At 40.2% G+C, this 26,642-nt stretch carries 23 protein-coding genes; 19 read left to right on the top strand and 4 right to left on the bottom strand.

Going from position 1 to position 26,642, the window contains the following annotated elements:
* The first annotated feature begins 19 nt into the window (after window positions 1-19).
* The 13 genes from apt to nadE all read left to right on the top strand — a co-directional run bounded on the left by apt (window position 20) and on the right by nadE (window position 14,306).
* Entirely contained in the window at window positions 20-571 is a 552-nt protein-coding gene (gene apt / locus J8L86_RS18415; RefSeq protein ID WP_055024652.1) for an adenine phosphoribosyltransferase, read from the top strand.
* 249 nt (window positions 572-820) lie between these two features.
* The gene (gene dnaX, locus J8L86_RS18420) at window positions 821-3,625 is read left to right on the top strand and encodes a DNA polymerase III subunit gamma/tau (RefSeq protein ID WP_211031243.1); all 2,805 of its coding nucleotides are present in this window, start codon (window positions 821-823) and stop codon (window positions 3,623-3,625) included.
* A 130-nt stretch (window positions 3,626-3,755) separates the two neighbouring features.
* Complete coding sequence (locus J8L86_RS18425; RefSeq protein ID WP_055024650.1) at window positions 3,756-4,085, top strand: YbaB/EbfC family nucleoid-associated protein; 330 nt, start codon at window positions 3,756-3,758, stop codon at window positions 4,083-4,085.
* Between the two features lie 344 nt (window positions 4,086-4,429).
* Window positions 4,430-4,984 (top strand): GNAT family N-acetyltransferase, encoded by a 555-nt coding sequence (locus tag J8L86_RS18430; protein ID WP_080916045.1) that lies wholly within the window; start codon window positions 4,430-4,432, stop codon window positions 4,982-4,984.
* Window positions 4,985-5,223: 239 nt separating this feature from the next.
* Window positions 5,224-5,871, top strand: coding sequence for a hypothetical protein (locus J8L86_RS18435; RefSeq protein WP_211031244.1), 648 nt, complete (start codon window positions 5,224-5,226; stop codon window positions 5,869-5,871).
* 395 nt (window positions 5,872-6,266) lie between these two features.
* Window positions 6,267-6,764, top strand: coding sequence for a hypothetical protein (locus J8L86_RS18440; protein ID WP_211031245.1), 498 nt, complete (start codon window positions 6,267-6,269; stop codon window positions 6,762-6,764).
* Entirely contained in the window at window positions 6,757-7,008 is a 252-nt protein-coding gene (locus J8L86_RS18445; protein ID WP_225442255.1) for a helix-turn-helix transcriptional regulator, read from the top strand. The genes J8L86_RS18440 and J8L86_RS18445 overlap by 8 nt, the downstream gene beginning before the upstream one ends.
* Window positions 7,009-7,293: 285 nt before the next feature.
* Window positions 7,294-7,893: a recombination mediator RecR gene (gene recR / locus J8L86_RS18450; RefSeq protein ID WP_055024645.1), complete on the top strand. Its 600-nt coding sequence runs from the start codon at window positions 7,294-7,296 to the stop codon at window positions 7,891-7,893.
* Window positions 7,894-8,088: 195 nt separating this feature from the next.
* Window positions 8,089-10,008, top strand: coding sequence for a molecular chaperone HtpG (gene htpG / locus J8L86_RS18455; RefSeq protein WP_065110563.1), 1,920 nt, complete (start codon window positions 8,089-8,091; stop codon window positions 10,006-10,008).
* A gap of 103 nt (window positions 10,009-10,111) precedes the next feature.
* Window positions 10,112-10,975 carry a tetratricopeptide repeat protein gene (locus tag J8L86_RS18460; RefSeq protein ID WP_119969417.1) on the top strand — a complete coding sequence of 288 codons (864 nt, stop codon included), beginning with the start codon at window positions 10,112-10,114 and terminating at the stop codon, window positions 10,973-10,975.
* Window positions 10,976-11,108: 133 nt separating this feature from the next.
* Window positions 11,109-11,753: an adenylate kinase gene (gene adk, locus J8L86_RS18465; protein ID WP_055024642.1), complete on the top strand. Its 645-nt coding sequence runs from the start codon at window positions 11,109-11,111 to the stop codon at window positions 11,751-11,753.
* A 223-nt stretch (window positions 11,754-11,976) separates the two neighbouring features.
* Window positions 11,977-13,281: an inosine/guanosine kinase gene (locus tag J8L86_RS18470; protein WP_055024641.1), complete on the top strand. Its 1,305-nt coding sequence runs from the start codon at window positions 11,977-11,979 to the stop codon at window positions 13,279-13,281.
* 194 nt (window positions 13,282-13,475) lie between these two features.
* On the top strand, window positions 13,476-14,306 hold the full coding sequence (gene nadE, locus J8L86_RS18475) for an ammonia-dependent NAD(+) synthetase (protein WP_211031246.1): 831 nt from the start codon (window positions 13,476-13,478) through the stop codon (window positions 14,304-14,306).
* A gap of 8 nt (window positions 14,307-14,314) precedes the next feature.
* On the opposite strand, the gene J8L86_RS18480 is transcribed toward nadE, so the two are convergent.
* Window positions 14,315-14,845, bottom strand: coding sequence for a hypothetical protein (locus J8L86_RS18480; protein WP_211031247.1), 531 nt, complete (start codon window positions 14,843-14,845; stop codon window positions 14,315-14,317).
* A gap of 179 nt (window positions 14,846-15,024) precedes the next feature.
* Here J8L86_RS18480 and J8L86_RS18485 point away from each other — a divergent pair, with 179 nt between their 5' ends.
* Window positions 15,025-16,470, top strand: a complete 1,446-nt coding sequence (locus J8L86_RS18485; protein WP_211031248.1) for an alpha/beta hydrolase — start codon at window positions 15,025-15,027, stop codon at window positions 16,468-16,470.
* Window positions 16,471-16,481: 11 nt separating this feature from the next.
* On the opposite strand, the gene J8L86_RS18490 is transcribed toward J8L86_RS18485, so the two are convergent.
* A complete protein-coding gene (locus J8L86_RS18490; protein ID WP_247663530.1) occupies window positions 16,482-18,650 on the bottom strand; it encodes a diguanylate cyclase in 2,169 nt (722 codons plus the stop codon).
* Window positions 18,651-19,062: 412 nt separating this feature from the next.
* Between J8L86_RS18490 and J8L86_RS18495 the strand changes: the two genes are divergently transcribed.
* The 4 genes from J8L86_RS18495 to J8L86_RS18510 all read left to right on the top strand — a co-directional run bounded on the left by J8L86_RS18495 (window position 19,063) and on the right by J8L86_RS18510 (window position 23,777).
* Window positions 19,063-19,329, top strand: coding sequence for a DUF4212 domain-containing protein (locus J8L86_RS18495; RefSeq protein ID WP_055024629.1), 267 nt, complete (start codon window positions 19,063-19,065; stop codon window positions 19,327-19,329).
* Window positions 19,330-19,339: 10 nt separating this feature from the next.
* A complete protein-coding gene (locus J8L86_RS18500; protein WP_055024628.1) occupies window positions 19,340-21,058 on the top strand; it encodes a sodium:solute symporter family protein in 1,719 nt (572 codons plus the stop codon).
* Window positions 21,059-21,212: 154 nt separating this feature from the next.
* Window positions 21,213-23,084, top strand: coding sequence for a DUF294 nucleotidyltransferase-like domain-containing protein (locus J8L86_RS18505; protein WP_211031249.1), 1,872 nt, complete (start codon window positions 21,213-21,215; stop codon window positions 23,082-23,084).
* A gap of 3 nt (window positions 23,085-23,087) precedes the next feature.
* Window positions 23,088-23,777, top strand: a complete 690-nt coding sequence (locus tag J8L86_RS18510) for an exonuclease domain-containing protein (RefSeq protein WP_065110556.1) — start codon at window positions 23,088-23,090, stop codon at window positions 23,775-23,777.
* A 93-nt stretch (window positions 23,778-23,870) separates the two neighbouring features.
* On the opposite strand, the gene J8L86_RS18515 is transcribed toward J8L86_RS18510, so the two are convergent.
* Both J8L86_RS18515 and J8L86_RS18520 read right to left on the bottom strand, forming a co-directional pair.
* Window positions 23,871-24,938, bottom strand: a complete 1,068-nt coding sequence (locus J8L86_RS18515; protein WP_065110555.1) for a ketoacyl-ACP synthase III — start codon at window positions 24,936-24,938, stop codon at window positions 23,871-23,873.
* Window positions 24,939-24,998: 60 nt separating this feature from the next.
* On the bottom strand, window positions 24,999-25,670 hold the full coding sequence (locus J8L86_RS18520; protein WP_055024625.1) for a GntR family transcriptional regulator: 672 nt from the start codon (window positions 25,668-25,670) through the stop codon (window positions 24,999-25,001).
* Window positions 25,671-25,830: 160 nt separating this feature from the next.
* On the opposite strand from J8L86_RS18520, the gene gmhB reads away from it, so the two are divergent.
* Window positions 25,831-26,379: a D-glycero-beta-D-manno-heptose 1,7-bisphosphate 7-phosphatase gene (gene gmhB / locus J8L86_RS18525; protein ID WP_065110554.1), complete on the top strand. Its 549-nt coding sequence runs from the start codon at window positions 25,831-25,833 to the stop codon at window positions 26,377-26,379.
* The last annotated feature ends 263 nt before the right edge of the window (window positions 26,380-26,642 follow it).

The following is a 26,642-nucleotide window of genomic DNA, read 5'->3' on the forward strand; positions in this document are numbered from 1 at the left end:
TTTAAATAGACAATCTATTATGACTATGAATTCAGCAAGTTTAGCGTTAATCAAAGACAGTATTAAAGCCATTCCTGACTATCCCATTCCGGGCATTATGTTCCGTGATGTCACCAGCTTATTAGAAAATGCTGAAGCCTACCAAGCCACGATTGCGATGTTTGTTGAGCATTACAAGTCACTTGGTTTTACTAAAGTTGTAGGTACAGAGGCTCGTGGTTTTTTGTTTGGAGCGCCGCTGGCTTTAGAACTCGGCGTTGGTTTTGTTCCGGTTCGTAAACCAGGAAAACTACCACGCAAAACAATTGCGCAAACTTACGACCTTGAATACGGAAAAGATACCTTAGAAATTCATGTTGATGCCATTCAGCCTGGTGATAAGGTGCTTGTGGTTGACGACTTACTTGCTACTGGTGGCACAATCGAAGCCACTGTTAAGCTAATTCGTGAACTCGGTGGTGAAGTCGAGCATGCTGCATTTGTTATTTCGTTGCCTGATATCGGTGGCGAAAAACGCATTGAAGCATTGGGTATCGAAATTTTGACCCTTTGTGAGTTTGAAGGTGAGTAATCGATTTACCCAATGACCTCGTCATTATATCAAGGCAGTGCTTGCATATTCATTATCAAGCGCTGCTTTTTTATGTCTGTAAATCAGGATTAACGTCAATACAGCGAAATGGTTAGTGTAATTCTTGGGCAAACCCGCTCGCTAAATTGTGTATCAATAGCGCAGCATTGACTTGCATGTTATTGTTAAATTTATTTTTGGGTAAAATGAAGCTTACTCAACCCGTTTTATTAAAGCTTGGGGAATTCCATGTCTTATCAGGTGTTAGCCCGTAAGTGGCGGCCTGCAAAATTTGAAGAGATGGTAGGGCAGTCACATGTCTTATTAGCTCTAACAAATGCATTAACTCAGCAGCGCTTACATCATGCATATTTATTTACAGGCACCCGTGGTGTCGGTAAAACCAGTTTAGCTCGACTATTTGCTAAAGGGCTTAACTGTGAGCAAGGGGTGACCTCAGCACCTTGTGGAGTGTGTTCGAGCTGTGTTGAAATCGCTCAAGGTCGGTTTGTAGACTTAATTGAAGTCGATGCGGCATCACGAACTAAGGTCGATGACACTCGTGAGTTACTGGATAACGTTCAATACAAACCATCTCGTGGGCGTTTCAAAGTTTACTTGATTGATGAAGTGCATATGTTGTCGCGAAGCAGTTTTAATGCTTTGCTTAAAACCTTGGAAGAGCCCCCTGAGCACGTCAAATTCTTATTGGCTACAACGGATCCTCAAAAGCTACCAGTCACCGTTTTATCTCGGTGTTTACAGTTTAATTTAAAAAGCTTGTCGCAAGATGAAATCAGTCAACAACTGGATTTCATTTTAACTCAAGAGCAGCTTGAGTATGAGCCTCAAGCGCTGACTTTATTGGCTAAAGCGGCTAATGGTAGTATGCGCGATGCACTTAGCTTAACCGACCAAGCCATTGCATTTGGTAGCGGCCAAGTCATGCATCAGCAAGTACAGTCGATGTTAGGCAGTATTGATACTCAACAAGTGCTTGCTTTACTCAAGGCGCTTTGCGATGCCGACGTCGGGCATTTAATGATGACAACCAGTCAAGTGCTCAGCTTTGGAGCTGACGCTGATGAAGTGCTAAGAAGCTTACTTGAATTACTCCATCAAATTACGTTAAGCCAATTCGCCCCTGCAGCTGCGCAGCAATCACTTTATAGTGAACAAATTCTCGCTTTTGCTCAACAACTCTCGCCAGAGCAAGTGCAGTTGTATTATCAGCTGTTACTCGCTGGGCGCAAAGAGTTATCGTTTGCTCCAGACCCTAAGTCAGGGCTTGAAATGGCGCTATTAAGAGCGATTGCCTTTGTACCGGAAAAGCCTGTAAAACGTTGGCATACTGATGAAGCTGCAAAGATTACATTACCTGAACCCTCAGAGCAGAACACCGCTGCTGAAGCGCAAAAGCATGATGTTGTAAAACCTGTTACGCCAGTGGTTGATACACTCGTAAATACCGGTAATACGCTCAATGAGTCAGCTAACAGCAAGGTTGCAGATGCTAACTTACAACCAGTTACTCAGCCTGAGTCTACTGAGTCGAATCAAGGTCAATCTGATGAAGCGATAGCTGCCGAACAAGCATTGCTATTAAGCCAAGCGGACAGTTTAGGTTTTGGTCAACAAGATAAATCATTATCGCAAAGCACACCAACGAAAGCGCAAGCGTCATCGGCTAATGCACCGCAAGCGAGTGAGGATAAACAAGCGGCGACGCAGGCGCTTGATATTGATTCGGGCGAAAACATACAAACGCCACCTCAATCAAAGTCAGGCTCTTTAGCTTTAGAGAAAATTGCCCCTGCAGATAAGCCAGAAGTGAGTGCTGAGCCCCAAGCAGTCTATTCATCTGATGATGGGATGCCAATGGATGCTTATGAGCAATTTTCACAGGCTGACAGTGACGATAATAATGCTGAATATGGGCTAGGTGATATGGCGTCGTATCACCCTGAGCAGCCTGTCGCTGCATCGACAAATGATTCACAGGTTGAGGCCGCTAAAACAACAGAAAGTACTGAAAGTAGCGATGATTTAGATGCGCTACTGGATGCCGTTTTAGCAACTAATGATTCCTTGAAAGCAGAGTTAAACTTACTCACAAGTCAAGGAGAGCAAGCAAAAAAGCAACAGGCGGCAGCGAGTCCTAGTATTAAGGTACCCGCACCACGCAGTAACCATGCCGCAGAAGGACAACGTGCAACTCAAGATACAGAGCAAACACATAATAGCCAGACGGAACAGCAATCACTCAATCAAGCGTCTCATCATAATGACAGTATAGGCTCAGCAAGCACTGACGTTATTGATAGTGCGAACGTTACAGATAAAGGCGCGCAGATTGAAGAGCAAGCACCTTGGAATAAACCTCAAGATGCAATTGAACCGCCAATGGCCAATGCACAAGCAATAAAAGATACACAAAATGCGGTTGCTGATGCACAGGTTACTGATTTGCAAGCTGGCAATGGTGAGCAGCAAAGCCATGATTCAAGCCCAAATCTAGGCGTTGTCGAGGCAGTGGCTCAAGTCGATACCAACCAGCAGGTGACGTCGATACCTAAACCCACTGCGCTTGCGGTCAATGGCGAACATGAAATATCGGGTGATGAACTTGATTTACACTGGTATAAAGTCATGGCATCACTCAGTATTGGTGGTAGGGTAAGGCAGCTCGCTGTTAACTCAGTTTGTCAAAGCTTGAGTAATCCGATTCCATTACTGTTAAAGCCAGACCAAAAGCATCTTGCAGCGGACATCGCCATTGAGCAACTGCAAGTTGCATTAACAGAACACATGGGCGTGCCGACCACGGTTGAGATTACTGTTGGTGTAGATAAAGCACATGAAACCCCACTTGAGTTAAGAAAAAGATTTCATCGTGAATTATTAGCGAATGCAAATTACGCTTTAATTAATGATGACAACGTACAATGGATGTCTAGTCGATTAGCTGCACAGCTAAATCCAGATACCTTGGTGTATCCAGCGGAGAAGTTACAAGCAATAGGGCAACAAATTCCTGCTTTAGTTGCACAATAAATCAACTAAAGCGTTGTTAACTTCAAAAGTTTGATTGCAATAAACGCAGTTTTATTGCCAATTTATTTTTTTACAGTAAGATTAGCCCCACTTTGGCGGCTTGCTAATAACCTAATTAAGAGAAAAGACTATGTTTGGAAAAGGCGGTATGGGCAACTTAATGAAACAAGCCCAAATGATGCAAGACAAAATGGCTAAAATGCAGGAAGAAATCGCACAAACCGAAATGACGGGTGAAGCGGGTGCAGGTTTAGTAAAAGTCACCATGACGGGTTCACACAACATTCGTAAAGTTGACATTGACCCAAGCTTAATGGAAGACGATAAAGAAATGTTGGAAGATCTTATTGCTGCAGCATTCAACGACGCAGCACGTCGCATCGAAGAAAACCAAAAAGCTAAAATGGCAGAAGTTACCGGTGGTATGCAATTACCGCCAGGAATGAAAATGCCATTCTAAGACTGTTTTAGTCTAGTTAAGTTTAAATGAAAGCCTGAGTCATTGACTTGGGCTTTTTTGTGGGTAATTGGTCTGTTTAGGTTATAGATCAGCTTAACCAAAGTCATGTTAAGTGATTAATTGGGATAAACCAGCGCATTTAATTACATAAAAAATGTGTTGTTATTTTTAGTAGTTTTACAGCATCAGCTAATAATATAGGTATTCAATCTTATACAATCAATATTTCATAAATGGTTTAAGTCTTGTTTTATTTAATAATTTAAAGCAATCTAGTTAGGGTTAAATGTATATAGCAAGCACTTTTAGCCTACTTAATGTGGGCGTAAAATCTTCAGGGGACTATGAGTATATTTCCAATAATTGAGACAGATAGATTGGTACTTAATCAGCAATCAATTGATGACTCCAAGTCGATACTAGAATTGTTTTCTGACCCTGAGGTTACTGAATTCTATGATCTGTCTTTTGCTACCGAGAAAGAAGCTATTAACTTAATTAATGCAGATTTAGCAGGATTTATAGAAGGTAAATCCGTTAGATGGGCAATTAGGGATAAAGAAACATTTAAGTTTATTGGTGGTTGCGGCATTAATCGTTTCGAGGAAAGTAATCATGTTGCTGTTATCGGTTACGAGTTCAAAAGAAACTCTTGGGGCAAAGGATATGCTACTGAATCAGTAAGGAAGGTCATCGAATTTACGTTTTCAGAAAAATGCCCTAAACACGTTAATAAAATTGAGGCTTATGTGATGATTGGCAATAGAGCATCAGAAGTGCTACTTGAAAAGCTCGGTTTTAAATGTGATGGCATACTGAGGCAGCATGGTTTTTGGAAAGGCGCTTATCATGATCTTAAAGTGTTTTCTTTGTTGAGGTCTGATACTCAGAATTTATAAAAAGTCAGTCATAAACTGATATAAAAGAGGGCTTAAGCTTAAACCTCACTTTTTATCAACCATAAGATGACACAAGCTGAATGTCCTATGTAATGATCTAGTCAGTTAATCAAGTCCAACAATTAATTTGGTTTTCATTATTGACATTAAGTAATAAATCACCGCTCTGGGCTAATGTATTGCGCTGTTCAATTGATTAAATAAAACGCTTAACCAATAAATAGTATAAGAGTTTGTTCATGGAAGAAAATATTCATCCTTTTAAAAAGGCTGCAGCGTTATTACTCTTACTGGGTTTGATTGATATTGCGGTAATGATTTTTTGCATTATCAATCAAACTAATTATGCCTCAAGCTTTACCATTTTTGGGGTTATTTCAGGAGTATTGCTACTTCGAGGAAGCCTTAAAACGGTTCAAACATTACGTTGGTTGAGTATTTTTATCTCAGTACTGATTGTTGGTATATCGTTTGACACTTTATTTACGACTCCGCCTGCTTTGCTTATAGCATTAATGAAATTCAGCCCACTGACTGAGATTGGACCAATATGCGTTGCTGCTTTGCTTGTTGCAGTGTTTATTTGGATATACTGTCAGCTATCTTCTCAGGAGTCTTTGCAACTTTTGGTCAAGACCAACTATAAAACAACTCAACCCAAATCAGCTTATTTACTAGGTGCTATCGGTTTACTTGTTACTTTTTTAGGAGCTAGTGAAATGGTCAATGGTGAGTCAGCTAAAAAGGCCATTAAATTAGCGCAAGCCCAACGGGGTTCAGCATATCAATATCATGTTACTCGTTTATATGTTTCACAAAATTCTGGTTATGCTGATGTGATAGCCTATTCAGATAAAGCCGTTCATCAGCTTAACGTGAATTGGTAATCCGTATTTAAATAAAAGTCCTTGCGATTAATCCTACCGTTACTTCTCTCGTTAATCCCCAAATAATCCTTTTATTGACTCGTCACAACAGCTTTTAATTTATTATGCTAACCCTTTTGTTAATCTTGCATTTTTATTTTTAAGGTTCTGTTTTGTAAGTATATTTTATATTTTTAGCTCATCCCTCTAGGTGATGTTGTCTAAAATGATAATTGACGAGCTGTGATGTGAAGAACTGGTTTTGATAAGAGGCATAAGCTTGGTCAAGTGGGTTGATACACATACTAAAGTACTAAAAAGCTAACTTGAGGTTAAAAATATTTGACATGGGTGGTAAGTAAGCATAAATTAACTGCGAGTTAAATATCTTTTACATGGAGTGGAGTGAGGTTAACATGGTCAACAAACAGAAATTATATCAGTGGTTGCAAGAAACTAGCTTTAGGGAAGTGACTTTATCGGTTGATTTACTTGTAACGGGCTATATTTTTTATATTTACTTAAGCCGGATGTACTATGCCAGTGCTGAAGAATTAGCCTCGACAGTGTGGCTATCTGGTGTATTGCTCGAAATCATTATTTACTCAGTTGTTTTGATGGTACTGAGTTATATTGTATTAGCATTTGTGAGTGATGATGAATTAAACCAACCCATGGATGTGCGAGAAAAACAAATAAACCTAGTGGGTTACAAATACTCGGCGATAATTTTACAAACCGGCGTAATTTTAGCCATGGTTCAATATGGAATAGAAAAACAAGCTGAAATAATTTTGTTTGAGCCGATTCCTCATTTACCATTACACATTTTGTTAGTGGCATTTTTAACTGCCGAATTAGCCCATTATGGTGTGCAATTGTATAAAGGCCGCACAGGAGATATTTATGGGTAAAGTGGATCAAGATGGTATGGGGATCAGTAACTCTATTCGTACATTACGATTTTTACATGATGAAATGACCCAAAAGCAACTGGCTGAACTCATCGGTGTCACTAGACAAACGGTAATGGCGATTGAATCAAATAAGTATTCGCCGACATTAGAAGTCGCGTTCAAGATTGCTGAGGTGTTTAATTTACCTCTTGAAGAGGTGTTTCGCTATCGTTCGGCAAACGATACCCTACCAACAGACTAGCTGTTTGTAGGTTTTATTAGGATGATGAGTTGTTGCTAGCGACTAACACTTCTTGAAACTAGTAAATTATACCACTGGCCGCTTGAGGTTATCTGTTGAGGATAATTGGTTCAGTATTAGCGACTCACAATGCTTTAAAGCCCAACCGCGCTTTGGGCTCAGATACTCTTTGCAATCTTTATCGCTTACGATAATAATCACCGATTCATTTAGCTGATAAATTGTTGAGTCAGCTAATCTCATTTTTATAAAGTGCAACAGCACTGTTAAGGCCAGTATTAGGTTATGAAATTTAGTCCGCTAGTTGATGAATTAATTGAATCATTACGTTGCTTACCCGGTGTAGGGCCTAAGTCTGCTCAGCGTATGGCATTTCAGTTATTGGAACGTAATCGTAAAGCGGGGCAAAAACTGGCAAACGCTCTTGAGCGCTCTATGAGTGAAGTGGGGCATTGCCAAGCGTGCCGTACGTTTACAGAACAAGAATTATGCCCAATTTGCAGTAGCCCTAAACGAGGCAACGCTGGCGTTATATGTGTGGTAGAAACGCCAGCAGATGTACTTGCTATCGAAGCTGGTGGCCACTTTATGGGGCGATACTTTGTGTTATTAGGCCATTTGTCACCACTTGATGGCGTGGGCCCTGATGAACTAGGTCTTGAGTTACTTGAACAGCATTTATCTTCAGAAGATGTCACAGAGTTAATCTTGGCAACAAACCCTACAGTAGAAGGTGATGCAACAGCGCACTTTATCGCGGATATCGCACGTCGTCATAATGTGGTTATCAGCCGTATTGCTCATGGTGTGCCAGTAGGTGGCGAGCTTGAGTATGTCGATAGCACGACTTTAGCGTTATCGTTTAATGGGCGTATCCCTCTGTAAAACGAACACGAGTTAATAATAAAAGGGCTAATTTAGCCCTTTTTGCGTTTTTTTTAGGCATCAGAAAAAAATTCCCTTGAAAACTGATTTTCACGCCCCATTTCCTAGGTAACAAAGAATTTTAGTTGCATTGAAACGTCAAATATTAGATTTCAGTACAACTGCTGTATTAACGTTAAACCAAGGGAAATTTTCATGTCTCAACAAGAAACACATGGCTTTCAAACCGAAGTAAAACAACTTCTTCATCTGATGATCCATTCTTTATACTCAAATAAAGAAATTTTCTTACGTGAATTAGTCTCAAATGCCGCTGATGCTGCAGACAAGTTACGTTACCTTGCACTGACTGATAACACATTATTTGAAGATGACACTGAACTTCGTGTTCGCATCAGCACCGATAAAGAAAAAGGCACCGTTACGATTGAAGATAACGGTATCGGTATGACTCGTGATGGTGTAATTGAACATTTAGGGACAATTGCTAAATCAGGTACTGCTGATTTCTTCAAAAACTTATCTGGCGAAGAGTCAAAAGATTCACAACTTATTGGTCAGTTCGGTGTGGGCTTCTACTCGGCGTTTATCGTTGCGGATAAAGTGACTGTTCGTACTCGCGCTGCAGGTGCGGATGTTAACCAAGGTGTGGTGTGGGAATCACAAGGTGAAGGTGACTTTACTGTTGATACCATTACTAAAAACAGCCGTGGTACTGAAATTACACTGCATTTACGTGAAGAAGAAAAAGAGTTTGCTGATGACACACGTTTACGCTCAATTATCACCAAATACTCTGATCATATCTCCGTACCTGTAGAAATGTACGAAGAAGGTACACCTGCTGTTGAAGCGACAGAAGAAGGCGGCGAGGCGATTCCAGCTACTGAAGGTCAATGGAAGCCGATGAACAAAGCCACTGCGCTTTGGACTCGTAGCAAATCTGATATTTCTGATGAAGAGTATCAAGAGTTCTACAAACATATTTCTCACGATTACGGTGATGCTGCAACTTGGTCTCACAATCGTGTTGAAGGTAAACAAGAGTACACGAGCTTACTGTATATCCCGAGCAAAGCGCCGTGGGATATGTTTAACCGTGATGCTAAAAATGGCTTAAAACTGTTTGTTCAACGTGTATTCATCATGGATGACGCTGAGCAGTTCATGCCGACTTACCTGCGTTTCGTTAAAGGTCTAATCGATTCAAATGATTTACCGTTAAACGTGTCTCGTGAAATCTTACAAGACAACAGCATCACTAAAGCTTTACGTAGCGGTGTGACTAAGCGTGTATTAGGCATGCTTGAAAAAATGGCTAAAAATGATGCTGAGAAATACCAAGCATTTTGGGCTGAATTTGGTCAAGTATTAAAAGAAGGTCCTGCTGAAGATTTCGCTAACCGTGAGCGTATTTCTGGCTTATTACGTTTTGCTTCTACGCACACCAACACAGCGGCGACTGACGTGTCATTAGATGATTACATCAGCCGTATGAAAGAAGGCCAAGACAAGATTTACTACATTGTTGCTGACAGCCATGAAGCGGCAGCAAACAGCCCACATCTTGAATTATTACGTAAGAAAGACATCGAAGTGTTATTGATGTCAGAGCGTATTGATGAGTGGTTAATTAACCACTTAACTGAATTCAAAGGCAAGAAACTGCATTCGGTAACACGTGGTGATCTAGAGTTAGGTGAGCTTGAAGATGCAGATGAAAAAGAAGCTCAAGAAAAGCTTGCTGGTGAAGCACAAGCATTAGTTGAACGTATGAAAACGGCATTAGGTGCAAAAGTTGCAGACGTTAAAGTGACTTCGCGCTTAACTGACACGCCTGCATGTGTTGTTGCCGGTGAAGGTGAAATGTCATCACAAATGATCAAGCTTATGCAATCAGCGGGTCAACCAGTGCCTGAAACGAAACCGACCTTTGAAATCAACCCGCATCACCCATTAGTTGAGCGTTTGAACAATGAACAGGATGAACAGTTATTTGCTAACTGGGCTGACTTATTACTTCAACAAGCACAGCTTTCTGAAAAAGGCAGCTTAGCGGATCCTTCTGCATTCATTAAGTTAACCAATGAAATGCTAGTCGCAAGCTTGAAGTAAGCGTCGTCATAATAAACAAGCGGACCGAGTGTCCGCTTTTTATTAGCGTTTATTTTTAGCCAGTGTGATACTGAATAAATAGCACTGCTAACAAGGATCCACGATGGAACATATTATTAATTTAACCAAAGAGAACATACAGCAAGTTGTTGATGCCTCAATGGATAACTTTGTTGTTATGTCTTTTTGGGCTCAACAGCAGCCTGAAAGCGTGCAAATGCTGCAAGTGATGGAGCAAATTGCTAACGAGCAAGCTGGGCGATTCATTCTTGCTAAAGTTAACTGTGAAGCCGAATTAGAGATTGCTAACTATTTTCAAATTCAAAGCTTACCCACCCATTTGGTATTAAGCCAAGGTAAACCTATCGATGGGTTTGCCGGGGTTCAATCACAAGCGCAAGTTTTGGACATGCTCAATAAGCATTTACCTGAATTATGGGTACAAGATGTGAATGCGGCTAAAGTTATTTTAGCTGGCGATACGGTGACAAAAGAGCAATTAGAAGAGGCATTAAGCTTACTAAAAAGTGCTTACGTTGATTCAGGTAACCAAGCTGAAGTTGCATTACTTATGGTCGATGCCTACTTGCAGTTAGGTATTCTTGGTGATGCAAAAACCTTATTAGACACTATTGGGCTTGCCGATCAAGACAGCTATTATCAAAACCTCAAAGCAAAACTGGCTTTAGCTGAAGATGCAGCCGATACACCTGAAATCCGTCAGTTACAACAAGCGTTAGAAGCTGAGCCAGATAATGTTGAAATTTCAATCAATTTAGCCAAGGCCTTAAGTCAAGCTAACCGAGGTGAAGAAGCATTAGAAAACCTTTTTGCGATTTTACAAAAAGATTTATCTGCAGCTGACGGGAAAGTCAAACAGGTGTTCATGGAAATATTGACTGCCTTAGGGCAAGGAAACACCATAGCCAATCAGTATCGTCGTCGTTTATACAGTTTGCTGTATTAAACAGCGCTAAATTTAACAGGTTGCGAGCTATTAGATATTGGTCTAACTCTTTGGTTATTTACCTTCTAAAGATGGACTAAATGTGCGAAAATCGCCGCCTAAAAATATGAAAGCAATAAAGAGGACTTTTGAGATGCGCATTATTCTATTGGGTGCCCCAGGTGCCGGTAAAGGTACACAAGCTCAGTTTATTATGGAGCAGTACGGTATCCCACAGATCTCAACTGGAGACATGCTTCGTGCAGCAATTAAAGCTGGCACAGCATTAGGCTTAGAAGCTAAATCAGTAATGGATGCAGGCCAGTTAGTATCAGATGACCTAATTATTGGTTTAGTTAAAGAACGTATCGCACAAGATGATTGTGTTAAAGGGTTCTTACTTGATGGTTTCCCACGTACCATTCCACAAGCTGATGCAATGGTTGCAAACGGTATTGAAATTGATCACGTTGTTGAGATTGACGTACCTGATGAAGAAATCGTTAAACGTATGAGTGGCCGTCGTGTGCATTCTGGTTCTGGCCGTGTTTACCACATCGTTTACAATCCACCAAAAGTGGAAGGTAAAGATGACGTAACTGGTGAAGAGTTATCAATTCGTCCAGATGATGAAGAAACAACAGTACGTAAGCGCTTAGGTATCTACCATGAGCAAACTAAGCCATTGGTTGAATACTACGGTAAAGTGGCTGCTGAAGGTAACACTCAGTACACCAAGTTTGATGGCACACAAACTGTTGCGGCAGTGAGTGAGCAAGTTAAACAGTTGCTAGGTTAATTAGCTGCAAAATTACAGTTCCAACGACTGTTGTTCATAAAAAGACCTGCATTGCAGGTTTTTTTATGGCATAAATAAAATAGTTGTCACAAAAAGAGACAAAGATTGACATCAGTATTGGTGTTGATTGTTTTTGTGTTAAAATTAGCGTTTGGTATAAAGCATAAAATGCTGTTCAATCCACAATCCTTTTAAGCACGGATGCCTACTCAGAGAGTTTAAGATGAAGTTTCCTGGTCAACGCAAATCTAAGCATTACTTCCCAGTAAATAACAGAGATCCATTACTGGCTCAGTTAACCCAACAAGAGCAATCTTTTTCAACTTACATTTGCGGTATCGATCAAACCTTGGTGGATATTGAAGCCAAAGTAGAAGACGAACTATTAGAGCGTTATGGTTTACCAAAAGGTAACTCAACCCTTATTGATGACCAACAAGCCCATGAACTCTATAACGAGTTAAAAAACAATGAGATGATCAGCGATGAATTTGCTGGTGGTACCATTGGTAACACGGTTCATAACTATTCAATTTTAGCGGATGACCGTTCTGTGTTATTCGGGGTGATGAGCCAGAATATTATGGTAGGGAGCTACGCCTACCGTTATTTATGTAATACCTCATCAAAGGTAGATTTAAACTATTTACAACCTGTAGATGGTCCTATCGGTCGTTGTTTTACGTTAATTTCTGAAAATGGTGAGCGTACCTTTGCTATCAGTAAAGGCTCAATGGATAAGTTAACCCCAGAATATATTAATCAAGAAGTCATTCAGGGGAGTTCTGCGCTAGTTATTACAGCCTATTTAATGCGCGCCAGTGAAGGTGATGGCATGACATCCGCTGCGATGAAAGCAATTGAATATGCAAAAGCAGCAGAGGTTCCAGTCGTATTGACATTGGGCACCCGCTTCCTTATTCAAGAAGATCCAACTTGGTGGCAAAACTTTATTCGTGAAAATGTGACTATTTTGGCAATGAATGAAGATGAAGGCGAAGCGTTAACAGGCTTTAGCGACCCACTATTGGCTGCTGATGCGGCACTTGAATGGTGTGACATGGTACTTTGTACCGCAGGGCCTTTGGGTTTATATACTGCGGGCTACGCAGAAGATTCAGAAAAGCGAGCAACCAGTCATACTCTATTACCTGGCGCTATCCCTGAATTTAACCGCTATGAGTTTTCTCGCCCGAAATTAAAAGCAGATTGTGAAACTCCGATTAAAGTCTTCGCACATATTTCACCATACATGGGCGGGCCTGAACTGATTAGAAATACTAACGGAGCAGGTGACGGAGCATTAGCGGCCTTATTACATGACTTATCTGCCAATACCTTCCATAAGACAAATGTACCTGGCTCAAGTAAACATCAACGTGATGGTTTATGTTACTCGTCATTCTCACAAGTGTGTAAATACGCAAACCGTGTAGCCTATGAAGTTTTGGCACAACATAGTCCAAGACTTTCTCGTGGCTTACCAGAGCGTGAAGATAGTCTTGAAGAGTCATACTGGGAACGTTAAATTTACAGCATAAATTGAAAGGCGAGCATCGTAATATGCTCGCCTTTTTATTACGTAAATTGCACTTAAATTGCATAAGTAGTACTTGGTACCTGTGGTAAAATTCAGTAGGATACCAATTAGAGCGTAAATACCTCATTGTAAGTACCATCGGGTAAATAAAACAGCATTGACTACAGAAATTGGAGAGCGTTGTGAAGGGACAAATCTTAAGAGAAATGAAAGTACTTAAGGCGATTGAACCAGCTTATGAAGTCGAACGTCGTGTCGCATTTTTGAAAACCAAGTTAGTTGAAGCACACACACGTAGTTTGGTACTAGGTATTAGTGGTGGTGTTGATTCATCGGTTACAGGTAGATTATGTCAGTTAGCTGTAGATAGCTTAAACGCTGACAACCCTGATCAAAATTATCAATTTATTGCTGTTCGCCTGCCTTACCAAGTGCAAAAAGATGAAGATGAGGCTCAATTAGCGTGTCAGTTTATTCAGCCATCTAAACAAGTTACTGTTAATATTGCTGATGGCGTTGTCGGTGTACATAATGCGACAGTGGCTGGTTTAGAAGAGGCAGGCATTGAGGTAAGCAACAATGAAAATCTTGATTTTGTTAAAGGTAATGTGAAAGCCAGAATGCGCATGATTGCTCAATATCATATTGCAGGATTAACGGGTGGTTTAGTCGTAGGAACCGATCATAGCGCTGAGAATATTACTGGTTTTTACACTAAGTTCGGAGATGGCGCGTGTGATTTAGCACCATTGTTTGGTCTTAATAAACGTCAAGTCAGACAGGTTGCAAGTTTCTTAGGTGCTCCTGAGATATTAGTAAAAAAAGCACCAACAGCAGATTTAGAAGATGATAAGCCACAACTTGAAGATGAAGTGGCATTAGGCCTTACATACGATCAAATTGATGACTTTTTAGAAGGGAAAGACGTAGAGAGTCATGTTGAAGATAAGTTGGTCGCGATATACAAGCGCACGCAACACAAGCGTCAACCTATCCCAACAATCTATGATTAGTGATAAGTTCAATATTGTTTTAGGTAGTCTCTCACTGCTTCTATGAGCTGGTTAGGAAACTGTCGATAATCTAAATATGGCGCAATAAGGACTTGCTTATGCGCCATTACTTTTTGTTTTTCACCCAGTTCTGTTAACTCATCTTGCCAATTCAGGCCCATATGCGTTTCTATTGAATGTTGTAATCGTTCATAAGTCACCTGGCCACATAAAATATGCACTTCTGCATGCGGGTCTAAACCTGCTGAATTGATGATTAAACATGTTGAGTCATGTGCTTCACTTTTTGTCGTAAACAAATCTGCTCTTCGTTTTTTCCAGCAATCGGCTGAGCTATTCTCGGCGGTAATTTTGGCCATTATGGTAAAGATTTTACGCCAATGATTACCATTAAGTTCGATTATCTTACTGGTATCAGCCAGCGTGAGTTCAGTGTCTGTAGGGATGATAGGTGCAGTTGGTAAATAAAACGCCATTTTGGCATTTTTATGGCCAAATTTTATTTGTTCATTATTGGTTGGTGACAGGTCTGATGTCATTTTAATGTCTGTTAATTCACTCATTTTTACTAGATTATCATGATTAATCTCTAGACTCGAATAGGCTTTTAGGCAAACATGAGTCTATAGAATCGGATAAGTGTAACGATATCATTAAGCAGCGAGATGTGTCTTTTAGCCACAGATTTACAAAGCGCTTAGTGTTCAAGGAAAGATCAATGAAAGCGATAGTGATCGGCTCAACAAAGCAACTTCTATTTTTTGCTGTTTATGGCTTTATCGGCAGTATTATCGTTTTTATTGCGATTTTAGTTTGGTTATTAAATGCCAGAGCCGAGTTAGATATCTGGCACACAACTGAACTAAAACACGAATACCATCAGCAGTTGGGGTTAAAAAACTTTGCTGGATATCTGTCGCTCGAAAGTGACTTGTTCAGTGAAATTGAGAATAAAATTTATCAAAGTTACTCGCCAGAAACGCCTTCTGTCATTAACCGGTATGAAACTGGTAGCTTATCTGATCCCAATGGATGGAATTATAACTGGAATCGCTCGTTTGAATGGAAAAAAGCCGATGCTGAGTTTGGTGTTTTACTGATCCATGGTATGTCTGACTCACCCTATGCAATGTCTCATCTTGCTAAACACTTTAAGAAAAATGCTCATGTTTTGGGGTTAAGGCTACCTGGACATGGCACCATTCCCGCAGGATTAACCGGTATTACTTGGCCTGATTTAGCTAGCGCTGTAGATTTGGCGACGCAGCATATGAAGCAACAACTTAATGGTAAGCCGTTATACGTGGTTGGCTTTTCAACGGGGGCAGCCTTAGCGTTAAACATTGAGTTAGAAGCCATTGCCAGAGGCAATGAAACGCACTATCAAGGTATGATTTTTCTTTCCCCTGCAATAGGGCTACAACCCATTGCAGCAGGTGCTAAATGGCAAGCAATGTTAGGCCGGTTTTTAGGTTATGAAAAGTTATTTTGGAACAGTATTTCAGTTGAGTACGACCCGTTTAAATATAGCTCTTTTGCAGTTAACGCTGGTGATGTTGTTTATCAATTATCTCAGCGAAACCATCAAATTATTGAATCATTTTCAACTGAGCAATTAGGCTCTTTAGCACCGATTTTAACTTTCCAGTCGCTCGCTGATGATACCGTTTCTTCCAATGCAGTGGTGAATAACCTCTATCAATACTTACCTTCAAAACAACACGAGTTAGTTATTTTTGATATTAATCGAAATCCTAATAATCATCAGTTAATTATTAATGACCCAATGGATGAAATGGCAAAGCTATGGTTACAAGAGCCAATGGGTTATCAACTGACCTTGATTGAAAATGATACTGACCGTGAGCACTTTGTAAAAGAGACAAGATTAGCTTCTGCTGAATCCTTGACAAGTGAAGCGCTACCATTTGAATGGCCACGTGGGGTATATTCCTTATCTCACGTGGCTTTACCTTTCCCTAAAGCGGATCCTTTGTATGGTCCAGATTTTTTGAAAGAGGTGAGCCACATTCAAATTGGCCAAGCTATTTTTACTGGCGAACGTGGCTTATTTGGGATCCCTGCTGCTGAAATGTTACGTCAGAAGTGGAATCCATTTTACCCGTATATGCTTAATAAAATGGATGAGGTTATAAACCTATAGGTATAACCGACTTACTCATTAATCACATTAATGATAACTTTATTTCGACCTTGTTCTTTGGCCGTGTACAGATTATCGTCGGCCACTTTAATCCATACATCAATGTCAGTTGAAAAGCTGGCATTAGCAGTAATTGCACCAATACTGGTGGTCACAGAAAACTGCTGTTGATCTGTTGGAGAAGTAATCACAAGCGCTGCTAACTTTTGTTTGAATTGATTTAAATGATGCTCAATTTTAAGGGCATTTGATATCGGTAAAATAAGTAAAAACTCTTCCCCACCATAGCGAGCTACAATATCCGTATCACGCTTAAACTCTTGCTTAAGTAAACTTGAAACGGTACGTAAACATTCATCTCCTGCTAAGTGTCCATAGGTGTCGTTGACCTGCTTAAAAAAGTCTAAATCAAGAATTGCTATGGTAATTGCATGTTCACCACGTAAGCAAAAATCTAATAAGCCATCAAATTTATCTTCAGCATAACGGCGGTTTTTAAGATCCGTTAATGGATCTTTATCCACTAAGGCAAGTAACTTTTTGTTGGCTTGCTCTAATTCATCAGTGCGGATTGCCACTGTCTCTTCAAGTTCTAGCTGATGTGTTAGCAGTTCACGCTTACTGTTAGTGAGCCGCTGGTAGAGGTTAAATACTTCTTTAGACGAGTTTTCATCCAGCACTTGGCTTTTTAAATCATCATTATTGATATTACCAAATTGGTTAGCGACGATTTCGAGTGGCGCTGTTAATAATTGGCACACCTTTCTTGAAATGATAAAGGTGAAAATAATTGAAATAATCAGCATCAAAAAGGTGCCTAACATTTGCTGCTCGGCAGTTTTAAGCAATGGTGAGAGGGGTTTTAATACATATAACTCCCAACCATTATTAAGGCGTTTTTTTACAAATACATGTTCTGGCGAAGTGGATTCAAGATCACGAATATTGATGGTATTTAACGCAATATGGTATGCGCCTTTATCATCAGAGTAAGTAAATTCATCTTCTTCATTGAGATCAAGTTCTGAGGATGCATAAATGATTTTTTTATTGTCATCTATAAGTACCAGCAACTCTTTTTCACCATAACTATTTTGATTATCGATATTAGCGAAAAACTGTAAATTCAAGGAACCTTCAATTATACCAGCAACTTGTGCTTGATTATTATTTTGGTAAAACGGCGCACTGATAGCGATGATTGAGTCACTACCAAATCCACGCCCTTTGAATACGGATGAGACATATAATTGGCGATTATGGAAGGATTGAATAAAGTAATCCCGGTCACTAATCGACATATTTTTAATATTGTTTTTTTCGTCCAGCATCATAACACCAGGGCTACCTGCTTTGACTTGCGCATTGCTATCGGCAATCAACATGGTAATGAAACTAGGATAACTTGTGTGCAGTTGACTCAGCATTGGCTGCCATTCGTCGTTCGTGGTATTGGCTAAACTGAGAAAGTTGGCTGCGTATTCAATCACTTTTTTGTGATCGTCTATGTATTGCTCGGTTGCAGAGCTTAAATGTTGCGTCGTATCAGTTAAGTTTTGCTTTAATAGCTGTTGCTGCTTTTCTAAAAACAGATAATTAAAACTAAGGGCAGAGATAAGTAAGCATAAGGTGATCATCAATGTCATAAAGTAGGTTACTTGAGCATTGAATGAACGCCTTTTTTTTGCTGTGACTTGGCCATTAAATTGCCAAAGTTTAGGGACCAATACAATAATTAAAGAAGCTAAACAGGCATATATCAGACCATTAATACTTTGCTTAATGATGGCAAACGGCATATGACTTGCTGGTAAATCACTGACTATTTTCATGTATAAATACGTCAGTGGCATTCCGATAAGTATCCAGTAAATGGCACTGCCGTATAGCGGGTACCCCCCTTTACGGCGAATAAAACCTATAAATACCGCTTCGATACAAAACAGTAAGTAAACATGAGGACTTCCCCAAGTCACCATTAAACCTGTTGCACTGAAAACAGCTGTTAATAGGGCATACCAAGGGCCTAAAATAACGGCAGATACAACCGTAAAGGTATTACCCATGACCAGCTGGACGTTGGCAAAAATAGGAATGGGGTAACAGTTGACGATAAAGCCAATGATACCTAGAACCAGTGCTAAAATAAGGTGTTGTAGATTGATGGATTTTTTATTCAATGAATCATCCTTGTCATTATTATAAAAAAATATTACCTGCCTTATTCAGGTAGCACAAGCCTTTGACCTATTAAGGATGAATCATTCTATAAGCTTTGACTAAACGTGAGTGAGCTTATTCTTGATTATGTACGCACGACAAACTGCTAATGACACCGTTTCTCTATCTTCATATGCATACCCACAAGCTCTTTTCTTCAATTTTTAATTCGACCTTGGTCTAACTCAGATAACTCTCTTGTATACCATTTATTTATACTGTTCCGTTATAAGTTTCTGTTTTTAAATTGATTTGTTGTTGACTTCCTTTTTTGATTTTGTTCACCTTTAGACTAAGGTCGTGATTGTCGTCACATTTTTAGTTGCTAGATTAACTAACGACTTTAAAAATAATTAAGACAGGGGAGTCACAATGGCTTTTGAAAATGAAGACAAGGCAACGGGGTATTGGCGTGAAAATTTACGCTTAGTATTGGGGTTACTCGCAATTTGGGCATTCGTGTCTTTTGGTTGCGGTATTTTACTCGTAGATGTTTTGAACGAAATTACCTTTATGGGCTTTAAATTAGGTTTTTGGTTTGCACAACAAGGTGCCATGTATGTGTTTGTTGCACTGATTTTTGTGTATGTAGCGAAAGCGAATGCTTTAGATAAAAAATATAACGTACACGAAGACTAAGGAATAAATCATGGATGTTCAAACGTTAACTTATCTCATTGTTGGGGTCACATTTGCCCTATATATCGGTATCGCCATTTGGTCTCGTGCTGGTTCTACTAAAGAGTTCTATGTTGCTGGTGGTGGGGTTCCACCTGTAATGAATGGCATGGCAACTGCTGCCGATTGGATGTCAGCGGCATCATTTATCTCGCTGGCAGGTATCGTGTCGTTTACTGGTTATGATGGCTCAGTTTACTTAATGGGTTGGACGGGAGGCTATGTTCTGCTAGCGCTGTGTATGGCTCCTTACCTACGTAAGTTTGGTAAATTTACCGTACCAGACTTTATTGGTGACCGTTACTACTCACAAGCTGCACGTACCGTTGCGGTCGTTTGCGCCATTTTCATCTGTTTTACCTATATTGCAGGTCAAATGCGTGGTGTGGGTGTTGTATTCTCCCGCTTCTTAGAAGTTGAAGTAGAAACGGGTGTTTATATCGGTATGGCAGTGGTGTTCTTTTACGCTGTACTTGGTGGTATGAAAGGGATTACTTACACTCAAGTTGCACAGTATTGTGTGCTTATTTTTGCTTTCATGGTACCAGCCATTTTCATCTCAGTGATGATGACAGGCCATATTTTACCTCAAATCGGTTTTGGTGCTGAGCTTGTTGATGCTGCCGGTAATGGGACTGGGGTTTACCTCTTAGATAAGCTCGATGGTTTATCAGCGGAACTCGGTTTCTCCCAATATACGGAAGGCTCAAAGAGCATGATTGATGTGTTCTTTATTACGGGCGCATTAATGTTTGGTACTGCGGGTTTACCGCATGTAATCGTGCGCTTCTTCACTGTACCTAAAGTAAAAGATGCACGTTTATCTGCTGGTTGGGCGCTTGTATTTATCGCGATTATGTATACAACAATTCCTGCACTTGCTGCTTTCTCACGTGTAAATATGATTGAAACAATCAATGGTCCAGAATCTACAGGTGTGTCATATGAAAGCGCACCTAACTGGATTAAAAACTGGGAAAAAACAGGCTTAATTACTTGGGATGATAAAAATAACGATGGCAACATTTATTATTCTAAAGGCGATACCAATGAAATGAAGATCGACCGCGATATCATGGTACTTGCTACGCCTGAAATTGCTTCACTTCCAGCATGGGTGATTGCATTAGTCGCAGCTGGTGGCTTAGCGGCGGCACTGTCTACATCGGCAGGGTTACTATTGGTAATTTCAACGTCTGTTTCTCATGACTTATTGAAGAAAAACTTAATGCCCAATATTTCTGATAAAGAGGAGCTTAAGTATGCCCGAATTGCCGCAGCGTTAGGTGTTGTCATGGCGGGTTACTTCGGAATTAATCCTCCAGGCTTTGTGGCTGCGGTTGTTGCGATTGCATTCGGTCTGGCTGCATCGTCATTATTCCCGGCAATTATTATGGGTATCTTCTCTAAGACTGTGAATAAGGAAGGGGCAATTGCTGGTATGTTAACGGGTCTACTGTTTACTGCTGGTTATATCGTTTATTTCAAATTCGTGAACCCTGCAGCTAACGTCAGCGATAACTGGTTCTTAGGTATTTCACCTGAAGGATTCGGTATGGTAGGTATGTTCATTAACTTTGGTGTCGCATTCGCTGTTAGTAAAGTGACTAAAGATGTACCACAAGATGTTGTTGAGATGGTTGAGTCTATTCGCTTCCCTAAAGGAGCTGGTGGCGCTCAAGATCACTAACAAGATGAACTTGAACGGTAAAGAGCGCTTCGGCGCTCTTTTTGTTTTTAACCAAACATTATTTTACATCAAGTTACTGGCCATAAGTCGAATAGTGTCATGCAGTGGTTTTTCATATAGTGAATTCATCGAGGTGAGAAAATGATGGAGTGTTATGAAAGACGCAAGCGAACTTCAACCGATCACACAATTTATCAGTGGGTTAATTCCATTTGATTCTTTATCTTCATCAGACTTAGCTCGATGTTGTCAGCAACTCTCTATTGGCTATTACAGCAAAGCTAGCCGAACGGTCCCGTTAGATGAGTCTCATCCACAACTATACATTGTTCGTTCTGGTTCCTTTGAAGTACGGGATCAAGAAGGTGAGTTGTTAGATAGACTTGGAGAAGGGGATTATTTTGGTTTTCCATCTTTGTTATCGGGTGAGAAAGTCAGTAATCAGGTTCAAATTCTCGAAGATAGCCTGGTTTATCACTTAAACCCTGAAACCTTTAATTACTTACGAAAAGAAAGCCGAGAGTTTGATCGCTTTTTTAATCGTGCTTTTGCTAAAAGGTTACGCCATCAAGCTCGTTTTAAGGCAAAGGATTTAACAACGACGAGTCGGATTAACAGCTTGATGTCACCTGATCCCCTAACGATTAATGCTTATGCTAGTGTAAGTGAAGCTGCAAAAAAAATGCGTGTCGCTAGGGTATCGTCGGTACTTGTGATAGATAACGGCAAACTAATCGGGATATTAACTGATAGAGACCTGCGAAATCGGGTTTTAGCTGAGGGGTTTGACGGTACATTAGCAGTGCATCAAGCAATGACTGCAAATCCCAAAGTATTGTTTGAAAACGATCTCGTATTCGAAGCCATGCTATTGATGAGTGAGCACGGTATTCACCATTTGCCGATAATGACGAATGAAGTGAACGATGATGAAGTTACTAAACCTGTCGGCATTTTGACCAGTACAGATATATTACGTGGTCAAAGTTCGCAACCTCTTTTACTAATAGGAGAAATTGAGCGGCAACATGACATTGCTAGTTTAATTCAGGTCAGTAAACAAATCCCTGTTTTACTGCAAAACCTCATAAGTGCCGATGCGCGAGCTGAAGAAGTTGGTCGGGTGCTAACTTCAGTCACCGATGCGTTAACTCGTAGGCTAATTGTGTTAAATCAGCAAATTCTAGGGGCTGCGCCGATGGCTTTTTGTTGGTTAGCATTTGGCTCTCAAGGGAGACAAGATCAAGCTGCTTGTTCTGATCAAGATAATGGATTGTTACTTGCTCATGAACCTGATGAACATGCTAAAGGTTATTTTAATGCGCTAACCCATGCGGTTTGTGAAGGGCTTGATAAATGTGGTTATGTTTATTGCCCCGGGGATATTATGGCGCAAAACCCTAAATGGCGTTTACCTCTTGATAAATGGCAAAAACATTTTGAAAGCTGGTTAAATTCTCCTGAGCCTAAAGCGTTAATGCATGCCAGTATCTTTTTTGATATGCGTGCCGTGTACGGTCCACAAAGCTTGTTTGATCAATTGCAAAGTCATGTACTTGAACGTACTAAAGATAACGATATCTTTCTTGCTGGAATGGCAGGTAATTCATTAGTGGAATCGCCGCCATTAGGTTTTTTTAGAAAGTTTGTGCTTGAGCGTGATGGCAGTGAAGTGAAAGGAATGGATTTAAAGCACAAAGGCGTCGCATTAATCAATGATATTGCCAGAGTCTATGCACTAAGTGCGGGGATTGCCGAAGTGAATACACCAAAACGAATTCGTGCATTAATGGATGCCAATATCATAAACCGTAAGGATGCACTCAACCTCGCCGATGCGCTTGAATTTATTGCTCATATGCGTCTTTCAAATCAAGGAGAGCAATATACAAGCCAGCAAAACGTCACTAACTATTTAAAACCACAACAAATGTCATCACTAATGCGTCATCAGTTACGTGATGCCTTTAAAGTCGTTCACGATGCTCAATCAGGTCTTAGAATGAAATTTATGCGGAGTTTTTAACCTGTGAATGAACTCTGGCTTAAAGCACGTTTACATTATGAAATGTTTGGCCATAAAGATAAGCTTTATGACTATCAAAAAGCGTATTTAAATGTGATAAACAAACCACTTTCCACATCGAGATTGATGGCCGTGGATCTCGAAATGACGGGGCTTGACCCGTTAAAAGATGAAATAATCAGTATCGGAATAGTGCCTATTGAATTAGATACAATCCCATGTTCAATCCCTTTAACAAAAGCTCAGCAGTGCATGGTTAATATTGATGGGAGTGTAGGGCAAAGTGCAACAGTACATGGCATTGTCGATCAGCATGTGTCTGAAGGTGCCTCACTAATTGATGCGATGGAATGGTTTATTGACCGTACTCAGGGACATATTCTGGTAGCTCATCATGCACCAATGGACATTAGCTTTATACAATCTCATTTGGCTAAAGTGTATAACAGGCAAATTCGGTTACCCTTTATCGATACTTTAGCGACTGAAAAACAGCGGCTACTTCGTCAGCATGATGTATTAAAAGAGGGAAGCTTACGTTTAGATGCTTGCAGGCAGCGATATGGTTTACCTACCTATTCAGGTCATGCAGCATTGGTTGACGCAATTGCGTGTGCAGAGCTTTTTATTGCTCAAGTGAATTCCATTGGTGATACTCAAAAACTTGCCGTATCGGAGTTCATATCAATTTAACTGTAGTTATTTGTGATGATTAAAATAAAAAACCAGCACTTGGCTGGTTTTTTTAGTAATGAGTTTGGTTAAATACTTAAAGGTTAAAAATGCTTAACGCTTAGTAAAAAACTCTACTGCAGGTTTAATTAATTCAAGTGCAGAAACTTCACACGGAGGCAGCTCCGCAGTAGGTGCATTAATCGGAGTTGTTCGCTCACCCCATTTTAATAATAGAGCAGCTGATGTTAATCCTGCACCAAATGCACATGATAAAATAGTTTGTCCTGAATTAATGCGGCCTTGTTCTAACGCATCACAAATCGCAATAGGAATAGTCGCTGCAGACGTGTTGCCGTATTTCGCAATGTTGACGAAGGCTTTTTCTTTAGGGATCTTCATTCGACTGATTAACGTATCAATAATACGCTCGTTTGCTTGATGTGGAATGACCAAATCAACGTCTTCTTTGGTCATGTCGCAATTAGCTAAGACCTTAGTACTTAACCCACCCATACCATGAATCGCGCGTTTAAAGACTTCTTGTCCGTTTAGGTTAATAAAGAAATCCAGAGATGCAGAATCAAATCGGTCCATCTGGGTGCCGAAACCTGATGATAAGATATCACGTGCAGCAGGATCATTATTAAGCTCGTAACCTAAAACACCACCTGGTTCATTACTAGCTTCAATAACAACAGCGCCTGCACCATCGCCAAATAATACGGCGGTTTCACGTCGTGACCAATCTAGATAAAAAGATAATCGCTCTGCGCCAATAACAAGCACTTTCTTGTTCTGGCCACTTTTTATCATAGAGCTGCCCATACCAAGGGCATATAAGAAACCACTACAAGCAGCGTTAATATCAAAAGCGCCGCATGTTGCCCCTACATTAGCTTGAACAGTAGAAGCAATATTAGGAATCAAGGTGTCTGGGCTTGCTGTTGCAAGTATGATTAAATCCAGTTCACTACCGTCAATACCTGCAGCAGCGAGTGCATTTTTAGCTGCAACAGTCGCTAACTCAGATGTGTTAACGTGAGAAATATGTCGTTCGCTGATCCCAGTACGTGTCTTAATCCACTCATCAGAAGTATCCATGAAGGTGGCTAAGTCGTCATTAGTCAGTTTTGCTGGTGGGACGCATTTTCCCCAACCGGTAATATGAGCATACTGCATGTGGTTTTCTCTCAAATAAATTTTAAATTAATCTTTTGATAAACGACGTAGAGGCAATAGTTAGTCTATTTGTTGAATCACTAGCTTCTTAATTGCCTTTGCTGCACCTAAAATGTGCTGGCGTAAAAGTTGGGTCGCTTTATCGATATCTTTGTTTTTGCACAACTCAAACAGTTCGCGATGTTCGCGTTCTGCTGTTGGAATTCCGCCTGTTAATAATAGCTGTAAGCGTATATAGCGATCGCAGCTATTGTTCAGTCCATGAACGACTTCAAGTGTATGCGGTTTGTTAGCGGCTTCGTATAAACAGGTATGAAACTGAGTATTGAGTTCGCTCCATGTGGCCACAGAGTCTTTTTCCTTTAATGCAGTCTCTAATTGAGATAGCACTTGATCAGCTTGTTCGAAATTTTCATCTTGCAAGTTGGGAATGGCTTTCGCGAGAAGATCTGTTTCAATCATAGCCCTTAATTCAAATAATTCTGTGACTTGTTCAACAGAAAGTTCAGTGGCTGTTGCACCTTTGTGTGCTTCGAATTTAACTAATCCTTCAGCTTCTAGTTGAACAAGCGCTTCTCGCACAGGAATTCGACTAACATTAAGCTGCTCAGCTATAGCTGATTGTCTAAGTGGCTCACCTGCTTTGATAAAGCCAGATAATATGCGCTCACGCAAGACTTCTACCACTGCTTGAGTTCGTGTTTTATGAATTATTGGTGTTATTTGACTCATTACTTCTTAATAAATGCCACAAAATATCTACGGAAGGGTAACCTTTACTGAACGCTTTATAAAGTACAACCTTAAAAAATCTTCCTTTTATAATACAAGTGCATAATTTTTCCAGTAATGGGATAATCAAAATAATAAAGAATTTAGGAGTAATAGTACCGTGAATAAAGCCGTGTTCTTAGATCGTGACGGAGTCATTAATATTGATAAAGGTTATGTACACCTTGTTGATGACTTTGAATATATCGAAGGCGTATTTGAAGCCTGCCTGGCATTCAAGAAAATGGGTTATAAAATCGTGGTGGTGACTAATCAGTCTGGTATTGCTCGTGGAATGTACTCAGAGGATGACTTTCACCATTTAACCGAATGGATGGATTGGAACTTTGCAGATAAAGGTGTTGAATTAGATGGCATCTACTATTGTCCGCATCATCCAGAAAAAGGACTTGGGGAATATAAGCAAGATTGTGATTGCCGAAAACCTAAACCGGGAATGATGCTTGATGCAGCAAAGTTTTTAAAAATTGATATGGCTAATTCAATTATGGTGGGTGATAAAGCTGATGATATGAGAGCTGCAAAAGCAGCGGGCATTAACACAGCTATATTAGTGAGAAGTGGTAAAGTCGTTGATGAAGCGGGTATTGAGCTTGCCGATGGAGTAGTAGACAGCATTGCCGATGTACCAGCTTTCTTAAAGTCGTAATAAAAACATCTCTTAGTTAACGATAAAATTGCCATGAAAGGTGCTGTAACGAGCTTTTTTGATGGATTTTAGTTCGAAACGTTTAAAAAGTGTGCTTTTGAGCGTTTTTTTATAAATTAATTAAGAAAAGCACTTGCGGGATAAAATGATTTCCCTATAATGCGCAACCACTGACACGGAACAAGGCGTCAAACGCTAGTTACCGAGTCCGCTCTTTAACAATTTATCAAGTAATCTGTGTGGACACTCACAGGTGTTGAGTT

This window comes from Shewanella sp. MMG014 (assembly GCF_018100775.1).
Taxonomy (GTDB): Bacteria; Pseudomonadota; Gammaproteobacteria; order Enterobacterales; family Shewanellaceae; genus Shewanella; species Shewanella japonica.